This window comes from Parageobacillus sp. NEAU-HV-2 (genome assembly GCF_059115485.1).
This window is the reverse complement of the sequence record NZ_JBXUJJ010000001.1, coordinates 314,513-334,638: the sequence shown is the minus strand read 5'-3', so window position 1 is coordinate 334,638 and position 20,126 is coordinate 314,513. Positions and strand designations below refer to the sequence as shown.

The following is a 20,126-nucleotide window of genomic DNA, read 5'->3' as shown; positions in this document are numbered from 1 at the left end:
CTCATCTTTTAGTAATACCTACTTTCTATATGATTAAACTCGTCATATAACTAATCATATAATCTGAATTATACGCAATTCAAAATAACGCTTTTAACGTTTGTAATAATATCATACAAAAACATGTCAATTAATCTTACATATACGGTTGATAAAAGTGACATGATGATTTATACTCTAATTAAACAAATAAGTGAATCGGGGGAAATGAAAGTGAGCATGACTGCGGCATTGAATACGGTATGGATAGTTATTGCGACCGCCATGGTGATTTTCATGGAGGGCGGCTTCAGTTTATTGGAAGCAGGGTTTGTTCGCAGTAAAAACGCCGTCAACGCTACGATGAAGATCATTGTAGATCTGACGTTTGGCGCACTGGCCTTTTATGTGATCGGAATTCATCTGATGTTCGGAAAAGATGCCTTCGGTGTCGTCGGTTTCGGCCGTGCGACCGGTCCCCAAGGACTGCCGATGGAAGCCTACGTGTTGTTGCAAATTGGATTTGCCATCGCCGTTGCATCCATCATATCCGGTGCTGTGGCGGAACGGATCAAGTTTTCCTCATACATAGTGATCGTAGTTGCCGTTTGTGGTTTGATGTATCCCATTTCCGGTCACTGGATTTGGTCGGCCGACGGGTGGCTGGCCAAAATGGGGATGAAAGATTTTGCCGGATCAGCGGCCATTCATGCGATGGGAGGGTTTGCCGCCCTTGCGTTGGCCATGATCTTGGGACAGCGGGCCAACCGATATGACCGGAAAGGCGGGTTCGCCCCAAGCAACATCCCGTTGGCAGCCGCCGGAGGGTTTATTCTGTGGTTCGGATGGTTCGGGTTTAATGCGGGCAGCACCTTGAACGCGATGGATGGACGGCTGGCGGACATTGCGCTGAATACGTTCCTCGCTGCGGCCGCCGGAGGGGCGTCGGCAACCCTGTTTAGCGTCATACGTCTGAAGACGGCCGATCCGGGAATGGCCATCAACGGGTTCCTGTCCGGTTTGGTGGCGATCACAGCGGGATGTGCCTTCGTCTCCGCGACGGCTGCCATCGTGATCGGGTTGGTGGCCGGTGTGCTCGTGTTGTTGGGCACCGAATGGGTGGATAAGCTGAAGGTGGACGATCCCGTGGGTGCCGTGGCCGTACATGGATTTAACGGATTGTTTGGCACCATTGCCGTTGGCTTGTTTGACCTGAAGGAAGGGATCCTGACCACCGGTCAGACCCACCTGTTGACCGTGCAACTGGCGGGAGCGGCAGCGGCTTCGTTATGGGGGTTTGTATCCGCCTTTGCTGTGGGCTTGTTGGTCAATAAACTGATGGGGATCCGGGTGTCCGCTGAGGAAGAGGAGCAAGGTCTCGATCCGGTGTATCACGGCATCACTTCTGATGAGTCGGTAAAGGAGTCGCAACCGGCGTTGAGTGCGGTGCCTGCTCGGGCGTCTTCATCGGGCAGCTTGGCGTCGAGAGGCTGAGCGGATAGTGATATTTTGTTACCCTCTCAGGCTGATTCATCCCTTATCTGCCTGAGAGGTTTTTTTGTGAAAAAGAGACGCACAATCATACCTCTCATTATGTGTAGATTTTCAGGTTATTCAGAAGAAATAGATCGATATAATAATCGCTTAATCGTTTCGATATGTAATGCTTCATGGTAAAAGCTAAACAATAATGCCTCACCAACTGTGTAAAACGTAATGCCTCCTCGGTTTGTAAATGGAGTTGGCAATTTTTCATGCTTGCGAAAAGGCAAATAAGAATATATCGAGATGCAATACGAAAATTGAATGCTTATTTGGAGAATATAGAATAACTATTAGGGTGTCCCAAAAGTGATAGTTTTATTATAACGGTAGCCGGGCAGAACGTCCGCACCTGCGGGGCCTAGACCCTGTTGGCTAAACAGTTCGCCCCCACTTGTAGAAACATGATTCAGGCTTTGGGGCTTGCGGTCCCGTATAACAAGCGAACCTATGATGCTACAAGAAGGAACGAGGGGTTACCGGCGATTTCGTTATTAGAGATGGATCCTGTTATTGGTTTGGATGTAATACCACTATGGACATAGTAACTTATCATCGAGTTATGATGATTTTGGAATACCGAATCTTGCATTTAATTGCCCGCGAATCATTTTTTCCCGGACTACCGCCTTTTCTTTCTTTAACATCTCTTTTCTAATTTCAAATGTTTGAACTCCTTCTTCAATCTTTTCAGCGATCTCCATTAATCGTTCCACGTCACTGAAAGAGTATTTCCTTGTTCCTTTCTTTGTACGATGCGGAAAAATCAATTTCCGTTCCTCATAATAACGGATTTGCCGTTCCGATAATCCTGTAATCTCACTAACAATACCAATCGAAATGACTTTTTTATCTTTGTAGGTTTCATCTTTTATTGACATGGGCATCTACTCCTTTATAACTCCTTACTCTTACTCCTTAATATATGTCAATTCGCCCTGATCGGCCATATTTTTGTAAGATTATCTAACATAAAATTCTTATTCAAAAGAAAATGTATGTTAGATTTATTTACATAAATTGATATTATCGCACTTGTTTTTTATATAATAAAGTCATACAACGGGCTAAACACGGAGGTGATGCGCGCTGTTCCGGTTAATATTTCAGTTTTTCATCATTCTAACCGCGCTTCTTGTTGGAAATGTGATTGTCAGATTTTTTCACATTCCTTTTTCAGGAAGTATTATGGGGATGATTCTTCTTCTAGTTGCACTTGGTACCGGACTTGTGAAGATAAATTGGGTTTCCGCTGCTGCTGATCTCCATTTCAAGCATATGATTTTGTTGTTTATCCCACCAATTACGGGAATTTTCTTTAAACTAAACATACTTCAAGGGCAGATTTGGAAACTTATCGTCGTTTTGATCATCAGCAGTTTGCTTGGTCTGCTAGGAACCGGATATGCAGCCGAATTATATGAAAAGTTTAAAAAGGGGGAAGATGAATGTTAATGTCTTATGTCGGGCATACATTGTTCAGTGTGTTAATTACATGGATAGTCTATCTTCTTGCTTTAAAACTATTTAAAAAGTTTAACAAGTCATGGCTAAATCCTTTATATACAGCAACAATTCTACTTGTCATACTGTTGCTTTTACTACAGGTGGATTATGAGACGTACTCCAATGGCACTCGACTGTTTTCACTTCTTCAAGGAACAGCAGTAGTTTCAATGGCTGTCCCATTGTACTCGCAATGGCCGTTCCTCAAAAAACATTTCCATAAAATATTTGTAAGTATCATGTTTGGAAGCTTTCTTGGAATATTTTTTGTTTGGCTGTCTGCTAAAGTTTTGGAGTTAAAGACAGAAGTCATTGCGTCACTAATTCCGAAATCCGTTACCATACCAGTTGCTTTGTCTGCTGCGGAGGCGCTTGGAGGAATACCTTCTTTAACGATCTTATTTGTATTAACCTCCGCGCTTATTTCGCTCATTTTCGGCCCTAGATGTTTAGAGTGGTTAAGTATCAAAAGTAAAATTGCAAAAGGTTTGGCCATGGGTGCATGCGCACAGGCGCTCGGTGTGGGCAAATCATTTCAATGGGGAGAAGAGGCTGGAGCGATAGGAAGTGTAGGGATGACTATGTCTGCAGTTCTTGTGTCATTTTTTATTCCAATCCTATCGTTGGTGATTAGGTGAGATGATGAAATATGTGTGTGATAAAAGGAGGAAGTGTGAGTTGGATCGGTACATTTGGCAAAAAAGATGATTGAATCGGGTTTGCTTCATGACGAACTGTTGGAGAATGGAGAGTTTTAGCTCGAAATTTTGGACTTTGATCTGTTAAGAACTTTGCAAAATACGCCAGTGAAACTTAGGTAAAATTTCATGAGAAAGGAGGAAGCCCGATGTCTAAACTCCTGAGAGAAGCTATTAAAAAGAAAAAACAATTTTATATGAAAAGGATTTTGGAAGCAGGAATTTACAAAAAATCTGATCCTCGTCTGTACCAGCTTACATTAAGTGAGTTGGAACAAATATATCAATCATATCAATCGCAAAAAAGCAACTAGTGATTTTCTAGATTAGCTTTATTTGTCAAGGGCGATTAGTTTTTGGTTCTTACGTAATCTTGATGATAGGGAGAGGCTAATTGAGAAAATTAGTGTGCAAATTAGAATTTTTTAGCTGCTCATTCTCAATTATCTCGACTTTTCATCAAAAGAACGTAAGAACCTATTTTTCCTCAGGATTGCCGGTTTAAAATCCCCAAACAGATAATTGTTTCAAAACAACATTTTGGATGAAGTGGAGAAACGCTGCTGAAGGATAGGGGAGTTTTTTTATAAATCCAATTTTTAATAGATATGAGAATTAAATAAGTCAGAGTTCGTTGATTTAATCGAAATTATTAATCAAAAATGTTTGGGTAATTTTTCAAAACCAACAATAATAAAAAAGCTTGTCGGCTTTATCGACAAGCTGAGACGAGATTTTTCCTCGTCTTTTTTATATACCTACTTTTTATACGATGAAACTAGACATATAATATACATTATACGCAATTCAAAATGACGCCTTTATGATATACTCGTCCCCCCTGATGTTTCACGGGGGGATGATTTTATGGAGAAGTTTGGAATGCTGCATAATCAGCGTTATCGGAAGTTACTATTCGAAAGATGTTCTTTATCCTATCACTCTATTACAGTCGATCTATTCACTTAGACGGGAGTAGGTGGCCACTGATTATGGAGTACCGTATTCCCCTCTTGTGAAACACCCGCAGCATTGATCCCAAATGTATTGACGATGACACGTCTGGTAGGGGAAGGTGGATAGGTTACTCGTACTTCGTAGCATGGATTAGGTGGATGAACAGGTGCAGATGGATATGCGTGAATCGTCAACAACTGGCGTGGAGGAATCGTAAATGTAAAGATGTCGTGATCGGTTGAACATCATCCGGAAGAACGATGGATGTTGATTTCTCAAAATCCTTCCTAAACCCTAGATACACACATAAACAACACAAAAACACCCATAATCCCTGATCTGGCCTAGGTTTATGGGTGTTTTATTTGTCTAGTGACTGTCGAACTCGGGCAAAAAGTGCCCCTATTATTAGCATCCCAAAAATAATCATTTTCTTACTAATAAGGAAGCGCGGTGTCTGCTGCCAGCGACTGGGGGCAAGCTGAGGCCGCTACCTGTTGTAGGATGGATCCGACTGCTTCCGCTCGACAGCTGCAATAGAAGATAATATTCACAATATTTTCATATTTATTTTCGGCTATATGTGAGAAAAATCATTGTTATATCAATTTTTTAAAATTATTATGATGACAAAATAAGAAATGAACAATTTATGAACTCGATAAATTCTCCTACCATTTTCTACATGATTTTGTATGATAAAGTTGGTATGGGTTTTTTTAGGAGTAGGTATAGAAGATAACAAAACCGCAATCGCAACAAACGAAAACAAGCACTAAAAAAGTGAAAAAGCAAGAGACACCGTTAAAAGGCACGCTTGCTTCTGTATTCTTACTCGAATTTTTCATCATTTTCCCAATATTTCTTATTCTTGCATCGCTTATAAGCTATAAGGGAGGGGATATAGCATGCATATGCACAAATGGTGTATTGCTTGGCCTTGTTTTAACAACATTCTTTATTATCGGATTTCAGTTTGCAGAGGTAAGCCGGACGTCTGGAACATTTCCCGACTGCGTCCGCTTATAGGGCTGGATCTTTTTTTGGACGATGACGACCGGCACGGCGACACAGCTTTTTTCATTTCAACCAGGCAAACATCGGTTCTTTACACATTCATTAGAACAGCTACGTTAATATAGATAGATTTAACCGCCATTTACTACATGTATAATTATACATAATTTTAAACTTTTATTCTAATTTTGTAACATCATTATTTTTTTATTAGGAAGAGCCATGTCGAAAAACAAATATTGTGTTAAAAAAACTAATCATTCATACTTAACATCTGACATTCCTTTTTTTTACAATATTAAATAAGGAGGGGGCAATATGTTCCTCGATATTGTAAAAAACGTTTTATTAAATTTATTTTTCATTCTGATCCCAGTTTTCATTCTTGCATTATGGCTTGAGGAAAGAAACGAACCTGAAAAAACAAGGAAGTACATTTTAGCACTTGCTTCCGCTGTTATCATCATTCTTTGTATGGCATTTCCTATCAATACCAATACAGAATATATTTACGATTTACATCAAGTACCTCTTTGGTTAGTCAGTTTGTATAAAGGGCCGATCGCCAGCCTTTTTCTTTGCATGGTTACGATTGGCTACCGCGCTTTTTTTGGTGGAAAAGAATTGATGCTGACTTCTATTATATCGATCTTCGTTATACTGACCAGCATTGCCTTATCGAAAAAGTTTTTGGCCTTGTCTTCAAAACAGCGCATTTTACTCGCTTTTCTATTATCAACTGTTTCCGAGATACTTCTGGTTGTTTTGACCCAATCATTTTATCACACATTGCCGGCTTCTTCAGCGCTTTGGCTCTACTTGTCTATTCAGCCAATCAGTATGATTTTCACATGCTATCTTAAGGAAGTTTTATATAAAAACAGCGCATTAAGAAAACGAATTGTTCGCGCGGAAAAAATGGAAATGGTCAGCCACTTAGCTGCTTCCATTGCCCATGAAGTGCGCAACCCGCTAACAATCGCGCGAGGGTTTATACAATTACTGGAGCAAAATGATTTATCGCAAGAAAAGCGGAAGCAATACATTCACATTGCCATCGAAGAATTAGATCGTGCTCAAGCAATTATCACTGATTATCTTACATTCGCCAAACCGGCTCCAGAAAGTATAGAAAATCTAAATGTGAAAACAGAAATTGAACGAGTCATCGATATTGTACGTCCGCTGGCAAACATGAATAGTGTTGCAGTTCAAACATCGCTCATTCCTTGTAACGTCAATGGGGAACGCCAAAAGCTTCAACAATGCTTACTCAACATTATAAAGAACGCTATTGAAGCAATGCCAAATGGCGGCGCACTCGAAGTTTCCTCTTCTATCGAAAAAGAGCAAGTACTCATCCGTATCTCTGATACAGGTGTCGGAATGACAAAAGAGCAAATCGAACGCCTTGGAGAACCATATTTTACAACAAAAGGAAGAAGAGGTACCGGGCTTGGAATGATGGTCGTCTATCGAATTGTCGAATCGATGGGTGGAACGATCCAAATTGCGAGCGAAGTCAACAAGGGTACGCAAGTATCATTATATCTTCCGCTCGCACAATCTCTGCACACCCCGCCTGTTGAGCAAAACCGAAACATCTTTGTCGCTTTACAAGACGAATCACGAATCGGAAAAGTGATTCCAAACATACCCTATTTTACCCAAAATAAGCAGTAAGTTCTTCATTTAAAGGTATCTCAGTCTTTATTAAAACGACAAAACAACGATATCCTTCTTAGAGCTTTTTTACGATGTAGATCTCTATTCAATTTTGGTGCAAAAGTCTATCAAACTTGGACATACTCAAAAAATATTAACAAACAAGTGCATATCCTATACATTCTTAGTTAGCATAATCTGTAATATGTTGCATTCAACAATACCCAACAAAACGAGACGAGATTTTTCCTCGTCTTTTTTTATATACCTACTTTTTATATGATTAAACTAGACATATAATCTACGTTATATGACTAACAATCTAGTCTTTTTTATGATATACTCGTCATATAATGTTATTTTTTAACTGATATGCTTTAGCGGTGCCTTTCCAAACTCATCGTATAAGTCAAAGGGTGGGAAAGATGCTAAATGAGTATACCACCTACCTTCAGGAAAAAGGAGCTTCCCTAAACACGATCATCTCCAACACGAATGACTTGAATATCTTCTTCAACGATTTACATATCCGTTAGGGCGATTACGTCACGCTGACTGACATCCGCAATGGATCGTCGTTTCAATACTGTCTTACAACCAAAAGAAATAATCCACCCTTGAACTGACGCGGTGGGTGGATTATTTCCGTCCTACTGCCGATCCCCCTTGAAGGGAACCGTCTATTGCATGACCGGAGGTGTTGCGGCACTTCGGTCTTATTTTATATATATATGATTGGCATTAGTGTTGTAAATGTTCATTACGAATTAGGCATTTTTTTCGCAAGACCGTTCATTAAAAACTGGACCGTCCGTTCCATTTCGGCTTCATCATCCCATTCATAGTCCGGCAACACGATAAACCGTGTCACCAAAAATCCAGCAATCGTCGTGATCGTCATGCGAATGACCGAATCAATAGGAATCGCGGCAATTTCTCCTTTCGTTTGAAAATGTTCTATAATTCGCTTAAATTTTTGATATACGTGTGCCGTAAAAATGCGCTGAAATTGCTCCTTAATCTCCTCATGGAACGCCATTTCCTGCCAGAAAATGCGAATCGCTGGGAGGTATTTTTTTACAAATTCATAACGGTTTTTCAAAAGAGCACGAATAAAATCTTCATAGCTTTGATACTGGTTATCGAACACTTCTTTGACAAACTCTTTCGCTAAAAATGGGGCGACAGATTTAAATAGTGTCGGAGTGACAATGGCTAGCAGCAAATCCTTTTTCGTTTTATAATGGCGAAAAATCGTCCCTTCCGCCACGCCTGCCTTCTTGGCGATTTCGCTTGTCGAAGTGGCGGCATAGCCTTTTTCCGCGAACATTTCAATCGCCGCTTCTAAAATTTTGATTTGTTTTTCACTAAGCTTCACATCTTCCTCATTTAGTTTCAACAGTTCTTTCAGCCACTGCTGCTCGTTCATTCTTTGTACCCCTTACAATTTTCGATATTTTTTTAATGCCACTACATTTAATATCATAAACAATACAGCAAAACCAAGTAAAACATATACATCTTTGGCAATTTCGCTCCAGCCATTGCCGCGGATCATAATTTCCCGCAGCGCATCCGCTCCGTACGTCAGCGGCATAACCACGCTTAGCGAACGAAGCCATTCGGCCATCGTATCTAAATTAAACAAGCCAGAGAAGAAGATTTGCGGTACGACGACAAGCGGGATAAACTGCATCATTTGCAGCTCATTGTTGGCAAACGCAGACAGCAATGTTCCTAATGTTAACGCGGTCATCGCCAATAAAAACGTAATCAATAACACGTAAAGGAAAGAACCTTCCATCATCATGTCAAGAATATCAACAGCAAACCATGCAATCAAGCTCGCTTGCAACGTCGTAAATAAACCAAACCCAATAATGTAGCCAGCCACGATTTCCCAACGTTTTAGCGGTGTCGCTAGCAAGCGTTCGAGCGTTCCCCCTGTACGTTCGCGCAGGAAAGAAACACCGGCAATTAAAAAAACGAAAAAGAAAACGAAAAATCCGATTAACACAGGGCCGAAATTATCAAATAGCGCCATGTCTTCTGAACCATGCAAGTACGTTGTTTTCAATCGCAACGATTGTGTTTGCGGTGCTAATTCTTGAAGCGCTTTTTGCACAGTCATAAGCACGGCTTTATTAACCGTTGGATCGCTTCCTTCTAACGTAATTTTCGGTGCTCCTTCATCCATTTCCATAAACGCATCAATTTGTTGTTTTTCTAGCTGTTTACGAGCTGCTGCTTTCGTAAGTTCTTGAACATCAGCATCGTATTTCGCTAACTTCTCCACAACAATTTCCGGAACGTTTTTACTAACGGCAATCGCTGGTTTATATTCCTCTCCATTAAACACAAGATTCATTAAAAATAGCACAAACATGGGAGCCACAATCATTAACGCAAGCGTTCGTTTATCACGGAAAAACTGGCGAATGATGCGTACCACAATGGCCCAAACTCTCATTGCCGTGCACCTCCAAAATATAAAAATGCTTGTTCAATAGTTTGTGAGCCCGTCTCTTTCTTTAACTCTGCCGGACTTCCGACGGCAATAAGACGGCCATCGCGAATCATGGCGAGGCGCTGGCATTTCTCGGCTTCATCCATGACATGGGTTGTCACCACAATGGTGGTACCATTTTGACGAATTCGCTCCAACTCATCCCAAATCGCTTGGCGAAGCAATGGGTCAATTCCGACCGTAGGTTCGTCTAAGATTAATACTTCCGGCTCATGTAACAAGGAAACAGCGAGTGACAATCGCCGCTTCATCCCACCCGAATACTGGTTGACGGTCTTTTTTACATGGTCCGTTAAATCGACAAGCTCCATCACTTCGTGAATGCGCTGCTTTTGCTTTTTCCCTTTTAATCCGTAAATGGAAGCAAAAAACTGCAAGTTTTCTAATGCCGTTAATTCGCCATATAACGCATCAGACTGTGCCATAAAACCGATTCGCTTCATCACGTGAAGATTCGGCATCTTCGTATTTAACACATGAATGGTTCCATGAGTAGCTTCGTCAATGCCGGCAATCATTTTGACAATCGTCGTTTTTCCCGCCCCAGAAGGTCCAAGCAATCCAAAAATTTCTCCTTTGTATACGTCAAGGGATACATTTTCGATAACCGTCTTTTTCCCAAAGCGTTTGGATACATGTTCCATACGAATACAAAGCCTCTCTGACATGAACTTTCCCCCTTCTACAGTGAGTGATTACTCACTTATATTTTACACGATATCGATTATATTTTAAAGTGAGTAATCACTCATTAAATAATTTTTTTAAAGCTGCCATTCGCCTAGGCAGCTACTTATTCATGCGAAATATTCGATGCTTTTCCATCCATAGCACCATTCCACCAGCTTTTTCCCACCAATATCGACAACCTCTTCGGCAATTTTCTCGCCCCCTAGCTGTTCGTAAAAACGGCGCGACGGATTGTCGGCAAGCACCCACACAATCATAGAACGAATCCCATCACGTCGAAAATCATCCACTAGCGCTTTGACAAGCTTCGTTCCGTATCCTTTCCCTTGTGCTTCTTTTAATAAATAGATGGCGTATATTTCCCCTTCATACTCCGCTTCTTTCCCTTGTGTAGCGCGGTTCTTGCCCCCGGAAATAAATCCGCATACGTTTCCGTCTTCTTCAACGACAAAAATCGAATGTTTCGATTGATTTAATCCACGTTGCCAAAGCTGTTCTTTTTCGCTTACGCTTAATTGCGCCAAATACTCCGCAGGCACAATCCCTTCATATGTCGTTTTCCAGCTTTCGACATGCACGATGGCGATGGCGTGCGCATCATCGGTCGTTGCTTTGCGAACATTCATGCCCCTTCCCCCAATTCGTACTATATTTGCTCCGTTCACTACATATTTGTATCGTTTAACAATTTCTCAATATCCTGCTTAAGTACTGGAATTTTATTGATTACCACATCCCAGACGATACGATAATTGACAGAAAAATAGCCGTGGATCATCATATCACGCATACCTGCTATCTTTCTCCACTCAATCTGTGAATTCTTCTGCCTTATTTCTTGTGGAATGTTTTTCGCCGCTTCACCAATCACCAATATGTTTTTAATAACCGCATCACATACAAGTTCATTATCTAAAAAAGATTCATAATCCATATTTTTCGTATACTTTTGGATTTTATCGATCGCCATAAGAATATCTTCCAAAAAAACCTTAGGCTCCCTCGGCATATTGAACATCCTCCAATATATATGGTTTTAACGCAGGTTTAATGTCATCCAGTATCACTAGGTCGACCGGTTTATGAAAATGATCTTCTAAGAAAATTTTTAAATCCATATAATGGTCAAATGTGATGGCGGAAGGCTCAAACTCCACCAAAATGTCTATATCGCTGTCAGCTGTTTGTTCATTTCTGCTATAAGATCCAAAAACGCCGATACGTTTGACTCCGTAGTTTTCTTTTAATAATCGAAAATTTTGTGATAAAAAACGAAGGATTTCTTCTTTTGACAACATAGTTTTCCCGGCTACTAAAATCTATAAAAATCGACTCATCGCGATGGAACCAGCAAAACAGCTTGCCGCTCAGGAAACACCTGAGTTCCATCAGGAAGAGAATCCTAATGTCTCACCTGCTGTGAAAGACACCCCGTGGCTCGCTGTTAGCGGCGGCACCTGTCGTGCACCATTCCTTCCATCGGTCAGTACACAACAACGATTTTAGTAACCAGGTCTACACCTCCCATTATATTTTTCTCTATATTTTTCCTAAAAGATAAGGAAGAAATCTCGCTTGATTTCTTCCCCCCTAACTATTATTTCCATCTATAAGCTCTGATCGTCAACACTATTCAACCATCCCTCGATCTCGCCAACTACCGATTGGACGCAGCCGTCTTCAAACGGCGAAATAAGGTTAGCGACGCGGACTAATTCGGTAAACGGCTTGCTTCCGCCTTGACGGCATAATGTCAAATAATCGTTCCACGCCTCTTTATAGTTTTCACGCGAACGTTTCCAAAATTGGAAGGCGCAAATTTGCGCAAGCGTATAGTCAATATAATAGAATGCAGTGGTATAAATATGGCTTTGCCGCTGCCAAAAGCCACCGCGTTCTAAATAATCGTTGCCGTCATAGTCTTTTGTCGGCATATATTTCCGTTCGATTGCCCGCCATGCTTGTTTTCGTTCCGCCGGCGTCGCGTTCGGATTTTCGTATACGAAATGCTGGAATTCGTCCACCGCTACGCCATACGGCAAAAATAAGAGCGCGTCGCTTAAATGATAAAATTGATATTTTTCCGCATCTTCCTTGAAGAATAACTTCATCCACGGCCATGTGAAAAACTCCATGCTCATCGAATGAATTTCGCATGCCTCCAAGGTTGGCCAGTTGTATTCCGGAATTTCGTAATGGCGGCTTTCGTACACTTGAAACGCGTGCCCCGCTTCATGGGTAAGTACATCGATGTCTCCGGATGTGCCGGTAAAGTTCGAAAAAATAAACGGCGCTTTGTAATTTTCAATATAGGTGCAATAGCCGCCGCTCGCTTTTCCTTTTTTCGCAATAAGGTCCATTAGTTCATGCTCGATCATATATCGGAAAAACTCGCCCGTTTCCGGCGACAGTTCTTCGTACATTTTCTTCCCGTTTTCGATAATCCAGTTTGCGTCCCCTTTTGGCATTGGGTTGCCAGTTGGGAACACAAAAGCTTCATCATAATATTTCAGCTTCTCGACGCCGATGCGCTCCCGCTGCCGCTCGCGGAGCTTCACGGCAATCGGAACGATATGCTTTTCGACTTGCTTGCGGAATTTCGCAACCATCTCGGCGTTATAATCCGTTCGGCCTAAACGGGCATAGCCAAGTTCCACAAAGTTTTTAAATCCGAGCTTTTGCGCGATGGCGGTGCGCACTTTCACAAGCTGATCGTAAATTTCATCGAACTTTTCCTCATGCTCTTGGAAAAAGGCAAAACGCGCCTCACTTGCCCGCTTGCGCATATCACGGTCTGGCGATTCGACAAACGGCTGGAGCTGCGCTAACGTCCGTTCTTCCCCTTCAAAGAAAATTTTCGCCGAAGCGACCAATTTCGTATATTCGCTCGTCAGCTTATTTTCCAGCTGCAGATCTTCCACAATGTCCGGAGAATACGTTTTTAATTCCGTCTCGGCGAGCGCAAATAACTGTTTTCCCCATTTTTCCTCGAGCTGCGAACGGAATGGAGACGAAACAAGCGCCCGGTAATAATCGTTCACAAGGCCTTTAACAATTGGCTCGACCTCATCGAAAAAGTCTTGTTCCTGCTTATAAAATTCATCGTTCGTATCAATTGTATGACGAATATAACAAATTTGCGCCATCGTACTGAAATCGTTGCGAAGCTGATTGATTTCCTTCATCGCCTCGTTCTGTTCTTCCGCATTGCTTGCCTTTTGAAACGATTGCAGCGCCTGTTGAAATGAGGCTTTCAGCTTCTCGATGTTCGGCCGTTCATAGCGAAACTCAGAAAATTTCAATGCAATCCCTTCCCTTTCTCTCGTTTTCCTTATCTTAGATTGTATTCCATTCATACACGGAAAATCCTTTTTTTCTAATCAAAAAGCTCGTTGACGAACTTTGTCGAAATTTGTATAATAATTACGTCCATTGAATATTTTTTCTTTCTCATCAATGTCGCTGTGATAGAGGCCGCAATGAACAATAGTAAGCGAAAGGAGATGCAGAGGGTCGATGAATTTCGCTGAAAGGGTTCAGTTTGCGGTGTTCTCTGGCGCCGCAGGCTGGGGCTGCATCCGAAACAGGCGCAGCACTGCCGCCGTTAAAAACGGCGGAGCGCTATCGTTTGGCAGTTGGAAACGGATGTTTTACACCCGTTGAAAACGCAAGGGTGTATTTTTTTTGAGATAAAGAAAGGAGCATCATCGTCATGCAACAACCAAAGCTAGGATTATGGCTATTAACGGCGCTTGTCGTTGGCAATATGGTCGGTTCAGGTATTTTCATGCTGCCGCGCTCGCTCGCGGAAGCGGCAAGTCCGCTTGGCGTTATTTTCGCGTGGCTATTAACAGGCGCAGGCGTCTTAATGACGGCGCTTGTCTTCGGTAACTTAGCGATCCGTAAGCCGGAATTAAACGGCGGACCGCAAATTTATGCAAAAGAATTGTTTCCAAAAGGATCGAACATCTCGATTCTATCCGGCTTTATGTCCTCATGGGGATATTGGATCGGCAACTTTGCCGGCAACGTGGCGATTATTACGACATTCGCCAGCTATTTATCGACGTTTTTCCCAATTTTAACAAGCAAGCAAACGTTATTTACGATCGGTTCGCTTGACGTAAAACTAGGAAACTTGCTCACCTTTATCGTTTGCACGACGCTGCTTTGGGGCATGCATTTCATCATTTTGCGCGGCATTGAAGGTGCAGGAAAGCTGAACTTTCTCGCTACGGCAGCAAAAGTGCTTGGATTTTTCCTATTTATCGTCATTGCATTATTTGCGTTTGAAAAAAGCAACATCGGCTCGCTCGTTGTCCCGCGTTATGATGAAACCGGTCATTCCATCGGCTTGTTAGGACAAATTAATAATGCAGCGGTGTCGACATTGTGGGCGTTTATCGGCGTCGAATCGGCGATTGTTTTCGCATCTCGTGCGCGCAAGCAAGCGGACGTCAAACGCGCGACAATCCTTGGTTTGTTGATTGCCCTTGCGATTTATATCGGCATTAGTATCCTTGTCATGGGGGTATTGCCGCAAAAGGAACTCATTCAGTCGGAAAAACCGCTTGTTGACGCGATTGTTACGATTTTAGGCCCAAGCGGCGGCTACGTTCTTGCGGGACTCGGTTTAATCAGCTTGCTCGGCTCAACGCTTGGCTGGGTGCTGTTAAGCGCCGAAGTGCCGTACCAGGCGGCAAAGCAAGGTCTGTTTATTCCAGCGTTTTTAAAGGAAAATAAAAAGAAAGTGCCAAGCTTTTCTTTAGTTCTTTCGAATGGATTGGCGCAAATCTTTATTTTTTCGACGATTTCCAACTCGATGTCAGCGGCGTTTGACTTTGTCATCTACATCGCGACATTGGCGTATCTTGTCCCGTATTTTATCGCCTCTGTCTTCCAATTAAAGCTGACGCTGACCGGCGAAACGTACAAGGGGGCAGTACGGGGCCGCATGATCGATGGAATCGTTGCCGCTCTGGCAACTATTTATTCGGTCTGGGTTATCATCGCCGGCACCGCCGATATCAAAACGTTTATGCTTGGGGTCATCCTGCTTTTAAGCGGCATCTTCTTCTATCCGCAAGTAAAAAAAGCAGCGCAGCAAACAGAAGAAAAACAAAGAATGTCGGCATAACGAAAACGAACGTCCGGGCTTTCGGACGTTCGTTTTTTATACTTTTCTTTTTTCATTTCCGTTAATCAATAACGCTTCTGAATCTTTGAGCCTCGTTACACGACATCGGAATTGTGTTTCAAACGTTTGCAGCCGCTCTTCGATGGAGGAATCACCCGGAAACACATCTTCTCTGCCGTAATGCGGAAAGATTATTTCGTCCGTTAGGTGTAGTCCCGACAAATCTTCGAGCGAAACCGTATTTAGCTGCGGCCTGAACCTCTGCACGACTAAAGTCGGCAGGTTCTTGTGTACCAAAGAGCTTCGTCTATACCTTCGTATAGACACTCCCTCTTGTTCCACAAGACTTTCATGGGCAAACACCTCACTGGTGCTTAGCGCCCTGTGCGCCCGGTTCAAGACGCTTTTCATCATTTAAATTCCCATACTGCTTAATAATTTATTACCACTATTTTTTAACCGTTCTACTTCTTTATCATGGAGTCGCTTAAATCTTTCCCATGTCGCAAAACATTTTTCTCTATCGATTTCTTTTAAGTGATCTTTCGCATTCATGATGAGGAACGCACTATATAAATCTCGTTGAATTTTACAGCCATTCATATCGTTCCATCGTTCGAATAACCTCTTTTTTACATATTCACCCGTGATATGATTATATTGGCTTGCTTTCGCAGAGAATGTATCTATTTTTTTGAGCGTTTTTCCGTCATACCGTAATTTTCTGTCTAATATGGCTAAAAACATGCTTGGAGCTTTATTCGCTATACTTTTACCAAATCGTTTCTTTCTATTATACCTTCCTGTTTTCTCATTCATCGTTGTTTCTTTCGCTCTTGCTTGCAATGCTTTATAATTCATCGTTTCAACTTTGATGTTATCGCCTAGTGTTAGGATCCAATTAGCTAATTTGTTATGGTCTTGCTTGCGTTTTTCCGCTAACTTCCTTTGCAGTTCCGCTAATTGATTTTTTGTTTTGATATAATTTTTGCTCCACACCCACTTTTCTTTGTTTCCTTGCTTGATGGTTCCATCTTCGTTGTACTTATGTGGATTATTTGCTCTCCGTTGTCGGTCTAGTTTTCGCTGCAACCGCCTTTTTTCCCGATGGATGTCCTCCACACTTGGAGCGAGTTCCAACAATTTTACTTCGTTCGGAGCGCAAATGGCGATCGTTTGCGTGCCAATGTCGATGCCGACCACCCCTTCACAGCGGGGATGCTTGGCTTCTTCGGTTTGCCGATTGATTTTTTGCGGCGGAACCCCTTCCAAAATGAGTTGGACGTAATACTTTACTTTTCCCCGAATCCGTTTACGCACCATGCGGCAATACTTGATTCGGTCCTGCAAGGCGAGATGAGCATACACATCATTTGGTTTGATGATGACAGGGAGGATCAGCCCATTCCAATGGATGGCATGACTTTTGAAGCGAATCCCTGCGGAATTCGATTTTCCCTCTAACGAATCCATTTCGCCGAACCGTTTAAAATACACCCATTTGGCATCGCCAAACAGGAGCTTTTCCACCGCTTTCCATGCTCTGGTGGCGATTTTTTGCGCCGTATGCGAGTCCATGTGTTTGCGGAAGTGGTGCTGCATTGGCTGAACGAAAGCGTGCATCGCATATTCGGTGAGTCCGTACTCGGTTCGTAAGTCGGCAAGTTGACGATTTCTTTCTTTTGAGGGCTTCTGTTGAGCGATGTCTTGATAGCGGGAATCATGTTGGAGTTTTTTGTACCGCTTCAAACATTCCTCTAAACAGACGTTATACAAACGACGGCCGATTTCAAACCGCTTTTCGAGGATATGTTCTTGCCATGTTTCTGTCTGGAGCCGCAACGTCAATACATAGCTTGGTGTTTTCGCTCCCGCCAATGCAACCCACCTCCTTTACACATGCTTTTGATTTTCAATGTATTTCATAACGTTTTCTTCTGAAATGCATCCAACTGTACAACAAAAATAGCTGCGAGTCCAAAGGGAAGGCAGTCTGCTTTTCAATGACGGATATTTTTCACGCAAAATACGACTGCTTCTACCTTTAAATTTCCGGATTAACGTATGAATATGAACTCTTGGGTCAAAGGAAATAAACAGATGAACATGGTCAGGCATGATTTCTAAAGATTTGATTTCCACATCATTTTCTTTCGCCACTTGATAAAAAATTTTTCTTAAATCTTTTTCCATCTCACCGACTAGCACTTTTCGTCTGTATTTTGGACAGAAAATCACATGATATGGATGAAGATAAACCATTCCTTCTTTATGTATATATTGATCATTAGACATTAAATACCCCTATCTAATATCATGATAACCAAACATTAGATAGGTTACAATTATAATAAAGAATATTCTAATAATTTTATCATTCAGCCACTTCATCCCGATGACTAACGTCACGGGCTTTCGTGGCAGTTATTCTTGTAAAAAAACGAACGATTTCGATATGTGGGCCTAGACTGCACCCATGCCGGGTGCACGAAAAAACCACACCACTAGTGCTTACCTTAGTGGTGTGGTATAGAAACGTTGATTCTTATTTTCTGATAAATTGCTGTGTCCAGATGTAGCCGTTTTCTTCAAAACCTACTCCGATATGAGTGTAGTTTTTGTTCAAAATGTTTGCCCGATGGCCTGAGCTATTCATCCAAGCTGCCACTACTTCTTGCGGAGTCCGTTGGCCTTTCGCAATATTTTCTCCAGCGGCTGTATAAGAAATGCCGAATTTTCTCATCATGTCAAACGGAGAGCCATATGTCGGGCTGTTATGGGAGAAATAATGGTTCACTGCCATGTCTCTTGACTTTTCACGGGCCACTTTGCTTAACGCTAAATCAACCTTTAAAGGCGGCAAACCATATTTCGCTCTTTCTTTGTTCGTTAAGTCTACTACTTGTTGTTCATAAGCCTTTAATCCTGCTTCATTATTTACTTTTTGGCTCGGTGCAGGCGCCTGCGTTGCTGGCTTGCTTACAGGAGTTTGTACATTCGTTGACGGTTTTTGGACAGTAGTTGTAGCTGGTTTTTGCTGTATCAGTTTTGTCAATTCTGCATTTCCTGTTTGTTCTAAAATAAACTGCACCCATTTTTCGATATCTTGAATACTAGATGGATAGACAGTTTTAACTTCATAGTTTTGGATAGCCGGACATGGAGCAGGCCCAGCTGCTTCTGTTTTCGCTGTAAAAGATCCTCCTAAAATCGCTAAAGATGCAGCAAGTGAAAATACGACTTTTTTGTTCACGGTTTCTCCTCCTTCAATCTCATCCCTTGCTTGCACATACATAATAACACGGGTTTTTTGTAATATTTGTGGATAAATATGTAAATTAGATTAATTTACCATTGTTTTCTGAAAGAAAAGATTTTTTTCATAAAAAAATCGAGATCGATCCCCGATAAAAACTGATATTGTAAAAAAATATCTTTCACGGGTATTTAATCCTGTTTTGTAATTGATATAAATCATTCCCATCTATTACTTGCAAAAAAAAGATTGACAAAGTATAAGAAAAAGATAAAAATTAACATTTTTTACGATAGTGTTACAATATAGCATTTTGTTTGCAAGTTTTTTAAGAAATTTTTTATCGCATCTTGTCAAATCTTCATGACAAATTTTCGAACACTCTGTTTTTGTCGGCTTTGTAGTATATTGCGCTCATGATCTGTCCCGCAGCAGTCCACCGGCGCTTCGCCTTGAGCGGCTCTATCCTATTGTCGGGTGGTTTGAGCAATATTTGGCATAAAAAAAGTGGCTGCTCACGGCAGCCACTTATGTTAAACGATCGCAAATTATTCTCTTTTTGCTCCGTATCCCAATTTTTTTAATAACGAAATCGCCTGTTCCTTTTCTTCAGCCGTCAAGCCGGAAACCGTTTCGTGAATCGTCTGCGCATGCTCTGGAAAAACGTTTTCGATAAACGCTCTTCCCTTTTCCGTGATTGAAGCGTACGTGACGCGGCGGTCTTTCTCACATGCCCTCCGTACAATCAATCCTTTGCTTTCGAGCTTATCGACCACATAAGTAATGCTTCCGCTCGCGAGCAAAATTTTCTCCCCGATTTGCTGCAGCGGCTGATCCCCTTTATGGTAAAGCAGCTCTAACACGGCAAACTCGGTTGGATTGACGCCGAACGATTGAATCGATTTATTCGCTTGGTCACTAACAGATCGATATGCTCTTGATAAAACGATAAACAATTTTAATGATTGCTTAATGTCCTTCTCCATTCACAATCAAACCCTTTTGTCGCTAAATTTATAAAGGCATGTCCTGTTGATTTCCACAAAACACCGTTTTCTTACTTGCATTATACTTTAACTATTTGATATGGCGCAAATGTTTTTTAAAGCACAGCCATACTCATCATTTGGTGATTTGGTTTATTATATTAAT

At 41.7% G+C, this 20,126-nt stretch carries 18 protein-coding genes, 1 pseudogene and 1 riboswitch; of the genes and pseudogenes, 7 read left to right on the top strand and 12 right to left on the bottom strand.

The window, feature by feature from the left end; all coding sequences use genetic code 11:
• Positions 1–219 precede the first annotated feature (219 nt).
• Positions 220–1,473 carry an ammonium transporter gene (locus tag AC1WMD_RS01865; protein ID WP_494255966.1) on the top strand — a complete coding sequence of 418 codons (1,254 nt, stop codon included), beginning with the start codon at positions 220–222 and terminating at the stop codon, positions 1,471–1,473.
• Between the two features lie 608 nt (positions 1,474–2,081).
• Here AC1WMD_RS01865 and AC1WMD_RS01860 read toward each other — a convergent pair.
• Positions 2,082–2,402 (bottom strand): MerR family transcriptional regulator, encoded by a 321-nt coding sequence (locus AC1WMD_RS01860; protein ID WP_043903899.1) that lies wholly within the window; start codon positions 2,400–2,402, stop codon positions 2,082–2,084.
• Between the two features lie 265 nt (positions 2,403–2,667).
• Here AC1WMD_RS01860 and AC1WMD_RS01855 point away from each other — a divergent pair, with 265 nt between their 5' ends.
• The 5 genes and pseudogenes from AC1WMD_RS01855 (at position 2,668) to AC1WMD_RS01835 (ending at position 7,382) form a co-directional block, all read left to right on the top strand.
• Complete coding sequence (locus AC1WMD_RS01855; protein ID WP_268801765.1) at positions 2,668–2,976, top strand: CidA/LrgA family protein; 309 nt, start codon at positions 2,668–2,670, stop codon at positions 2,974–2,976.
• Positions 2,970–3,665 carry an LrgB family protein gene (locus AC1WMD_RS01850; RefSeq protein WP_494255857.1) on the top strand — a complete coding sequence of 232 codons (696 nt, stop codon included), beginning with the start codon at positions 2,970–2,972 and terminating at the stop codon, positions 3,663–3,665. Before AC1WMD_RS01855 ends, AC1WMD_RS01850 begins: the two co-directional genes overlap by 7 nt.
• A gap of 209 nt (positions 3,666–3,874) precedes the next feature.
• Entirely contained in the window at positions 3,875–4,039 is a 165-nt protein-coding gene (locus tag AC1WMD_RS01845; RefSeq protein ID WP_088124110.1) for a Fur-regulated basic protein FbpA, read from the top strand.
• A gap of 1,555 nt (positions 4,040–5,594) precedes the next feature.
• Positions 5,595–5,800: pseudogene (locus AC1WMD_RS01840) on the top strand (cytochrome C); the annotation flags it as partial.
• Between the two features lie 217 nt (positions 5,801–6,017).
• Positions 6,018–7,382 carry a sensor histidine kinase gene (locus AC1WMD_RS01835; protein WP_494255856.1) on the top strand — a complete coding sequence of 455 codons (1,365 nt, stop codon included), beginning with the start codon at positions 6,018–6,020 and terminating at the stop codon, positions 7,380–7,382.
• Between the two features lie 742 nt (positions 7,383–8,124).
• Here the strand turns inward: AC1WMD_RS01835 and AC1WMD_RS01830 are convergent.
• From AC1WMD_RS01830 to AC1WMD_RS01800, 7 genes are all read right to left on the bottom strand, one after another.
• A complete protein-coding gene (locus tag AC1WMD_RS01830; RefSeq protein WP_494255855.1) occupies positions 8,125–8,793 on the bottom strand; it encodes a TetR/AcrR family transcriptional regulator in 669 nt (222 codons plus the stop codon).
• 12 nt (positions 8,794–8,805) lie between these two features.
• On the bottom strand, positions 8,806–9,834 hold the full coding sequence (locus AC1WMD_RS01825) for an ABC transporter permease (protein ID WP_043903895.1): 1,029 nt from the start codon (positions 9,832–9,834) through the stop codon (positions 8,806–8,808).
• Positions 9,831–10,559 carry an ABC transporter ATP-binding protein gene (locus AC1WMD_RS01820; RefSeq protein ID WP_043903894.1) on the bottom strand — a complete coding sequence of 243 codons (729 nt, stop codon included), beginning with the start codon at positions 10,557–10,559 and terminating at the stop codon, positions 9,831–9,833. The genes AC1WMD_RS01825 and AC1WMD_RS01820 overlap by 4 nt, the downstream gene beginning before the upstream one ends.
• Positions 10,560–10,688: 129 nt before the next feature.
• The gene (locus AC1WMD_RS01815; RefSeq protein ID WP_494255854.1) at positions 10,689–11,207 is read right to left on the bottom strand and encodes a GNAT family N-acetyltransferase; all 519 of its coding nucleotides are present in this window, start codon (positions 11,205–11,207) and stop codon (positions 10,689–10,691) included.
• 38 nt (positions 11,208–11,245) lie between these two features.
• On the bottom strand, positions 11,246–11,590 hold the full coding sequence (locus AC1WMD_RS01810) for a HepT-like ribonuclease domain-containing protein (protein WP_043903892.1): 345 nt from the start codon (positions 11,588–11,590) through the stop codon (positions 11,246–11,248).
• Positions 11,574–11,879 carry a nucleotidyltransferase family protein gene (locus AC1WMD_RS01805; protein WP_043903891.1) on the bottom strand — a complete coding sequence of 102 codons (306 nt, stop codon included), beginning with the start codon at positions 11,877–11,879 and terminating at the stop codon, positions 11,574–11,576. The genes AC1WMD_RS01810 and AC1WMD_RS01805 overlap by 17 nt, the downstream gene beginning before the upstream one ends.
• A gap of 309 nt (positions 11,880–12,188) precedes the next feature.
• Complete coding sequence (locus AC1WMD_RS01800) at positions 12,189–13,883, bottom strand: M3 family oligoendopeptidase (protein ID WP_494255853.1); 1,695 nt, start codon at positions 13,881–13,883, stop codon at positions 12,189–12,191.
• 158 nt (positions 13,884–14,041) lie between these two features.
• Positions 14,042–14,213: riboswitch (Lysine riboswitch) on the top strand.
• Between the two features lie 80 nt (positions 14,214–14,293).
• On the opposite strand from AC1WMD_RS01800, the gene AC1WMD_RS01795 reads away from it, so the two are divergent.
• Complete coding sequence (locus AC1WMD_RS01795; RefSeq protein WP_494255852.1) at positions 14,294–15,718, top strand: amino acid permease; 1,425 nt, start codon at positions 14,294–14,296, stop codon at positions 15,716–15,718.
• A 414-nt stretch (positions 15,719–16,132) separates the two neighbouring features.
• Here AC1WMD_RS01795 and AC1WMD_RS01790 read toward each other — a convergent pair whose 3' ends face one another.
• The 4 genes from AC1WMD_RS01790 to AC1WMD_RS01775 all read right to left on the bottom strand — a co-directional run bounded on the left by AC1WMD_RS01790 (position 16,133) and on the right by AC1WMD_RS01775 (position 19,960).
• Positions 16,133–17,596, bottom strand: coding sequence for an RNA-guided endonuclease TnpB family protein (locus AC1WMD_RS01790; RefSeq protein WP_494255851.1), 1,464 nt, complete (start codon positions 17,594–17,596; stop codon positions 16,133–16,135).
• Between the two features lie 15 nt (positions 17,597–17,611).
• Positions 17,612–18,013 (bottom strand): IS200/IS605 family transposase, encoded by a 402-nt coding sequence (tnpA, locus tag AC1WMD_RS01785; RefSeq protein ID WP_494255850.1) that lies wholly within the window; start codon positions 18,011–18,013, stop codon positions 17,612–17,614.
• 250 nt (positions 18,014–18,263) lie between these two features.
• Positions 18,264–18,971, bottom strand: a complete 708-nt coding sequence (locus tag AC1WMD_RS01780; protein WP_494255849.1) for a CAP domain-containing protein — start codon at positions 18,969–18,971, stop codon at positions 18,264–18,266.
• A 551-nt stretch (positions 18,972–19,522) separates the two neighbouring features.
• Positions 19,523–19,960, bottom strand: coding sequence for a MarR family winged helix-turn-helix transcriptional regulator (locus AC1WMD_RS01775; RefSeq protein ID WP_494255848.1), 438 nt, complete (start codon positions 19,958–19,960; stop codon positions 19,523–19,525).
• Between the last annotated feature and the right edge of the window lie 166 nt (positions 19,961–20,126).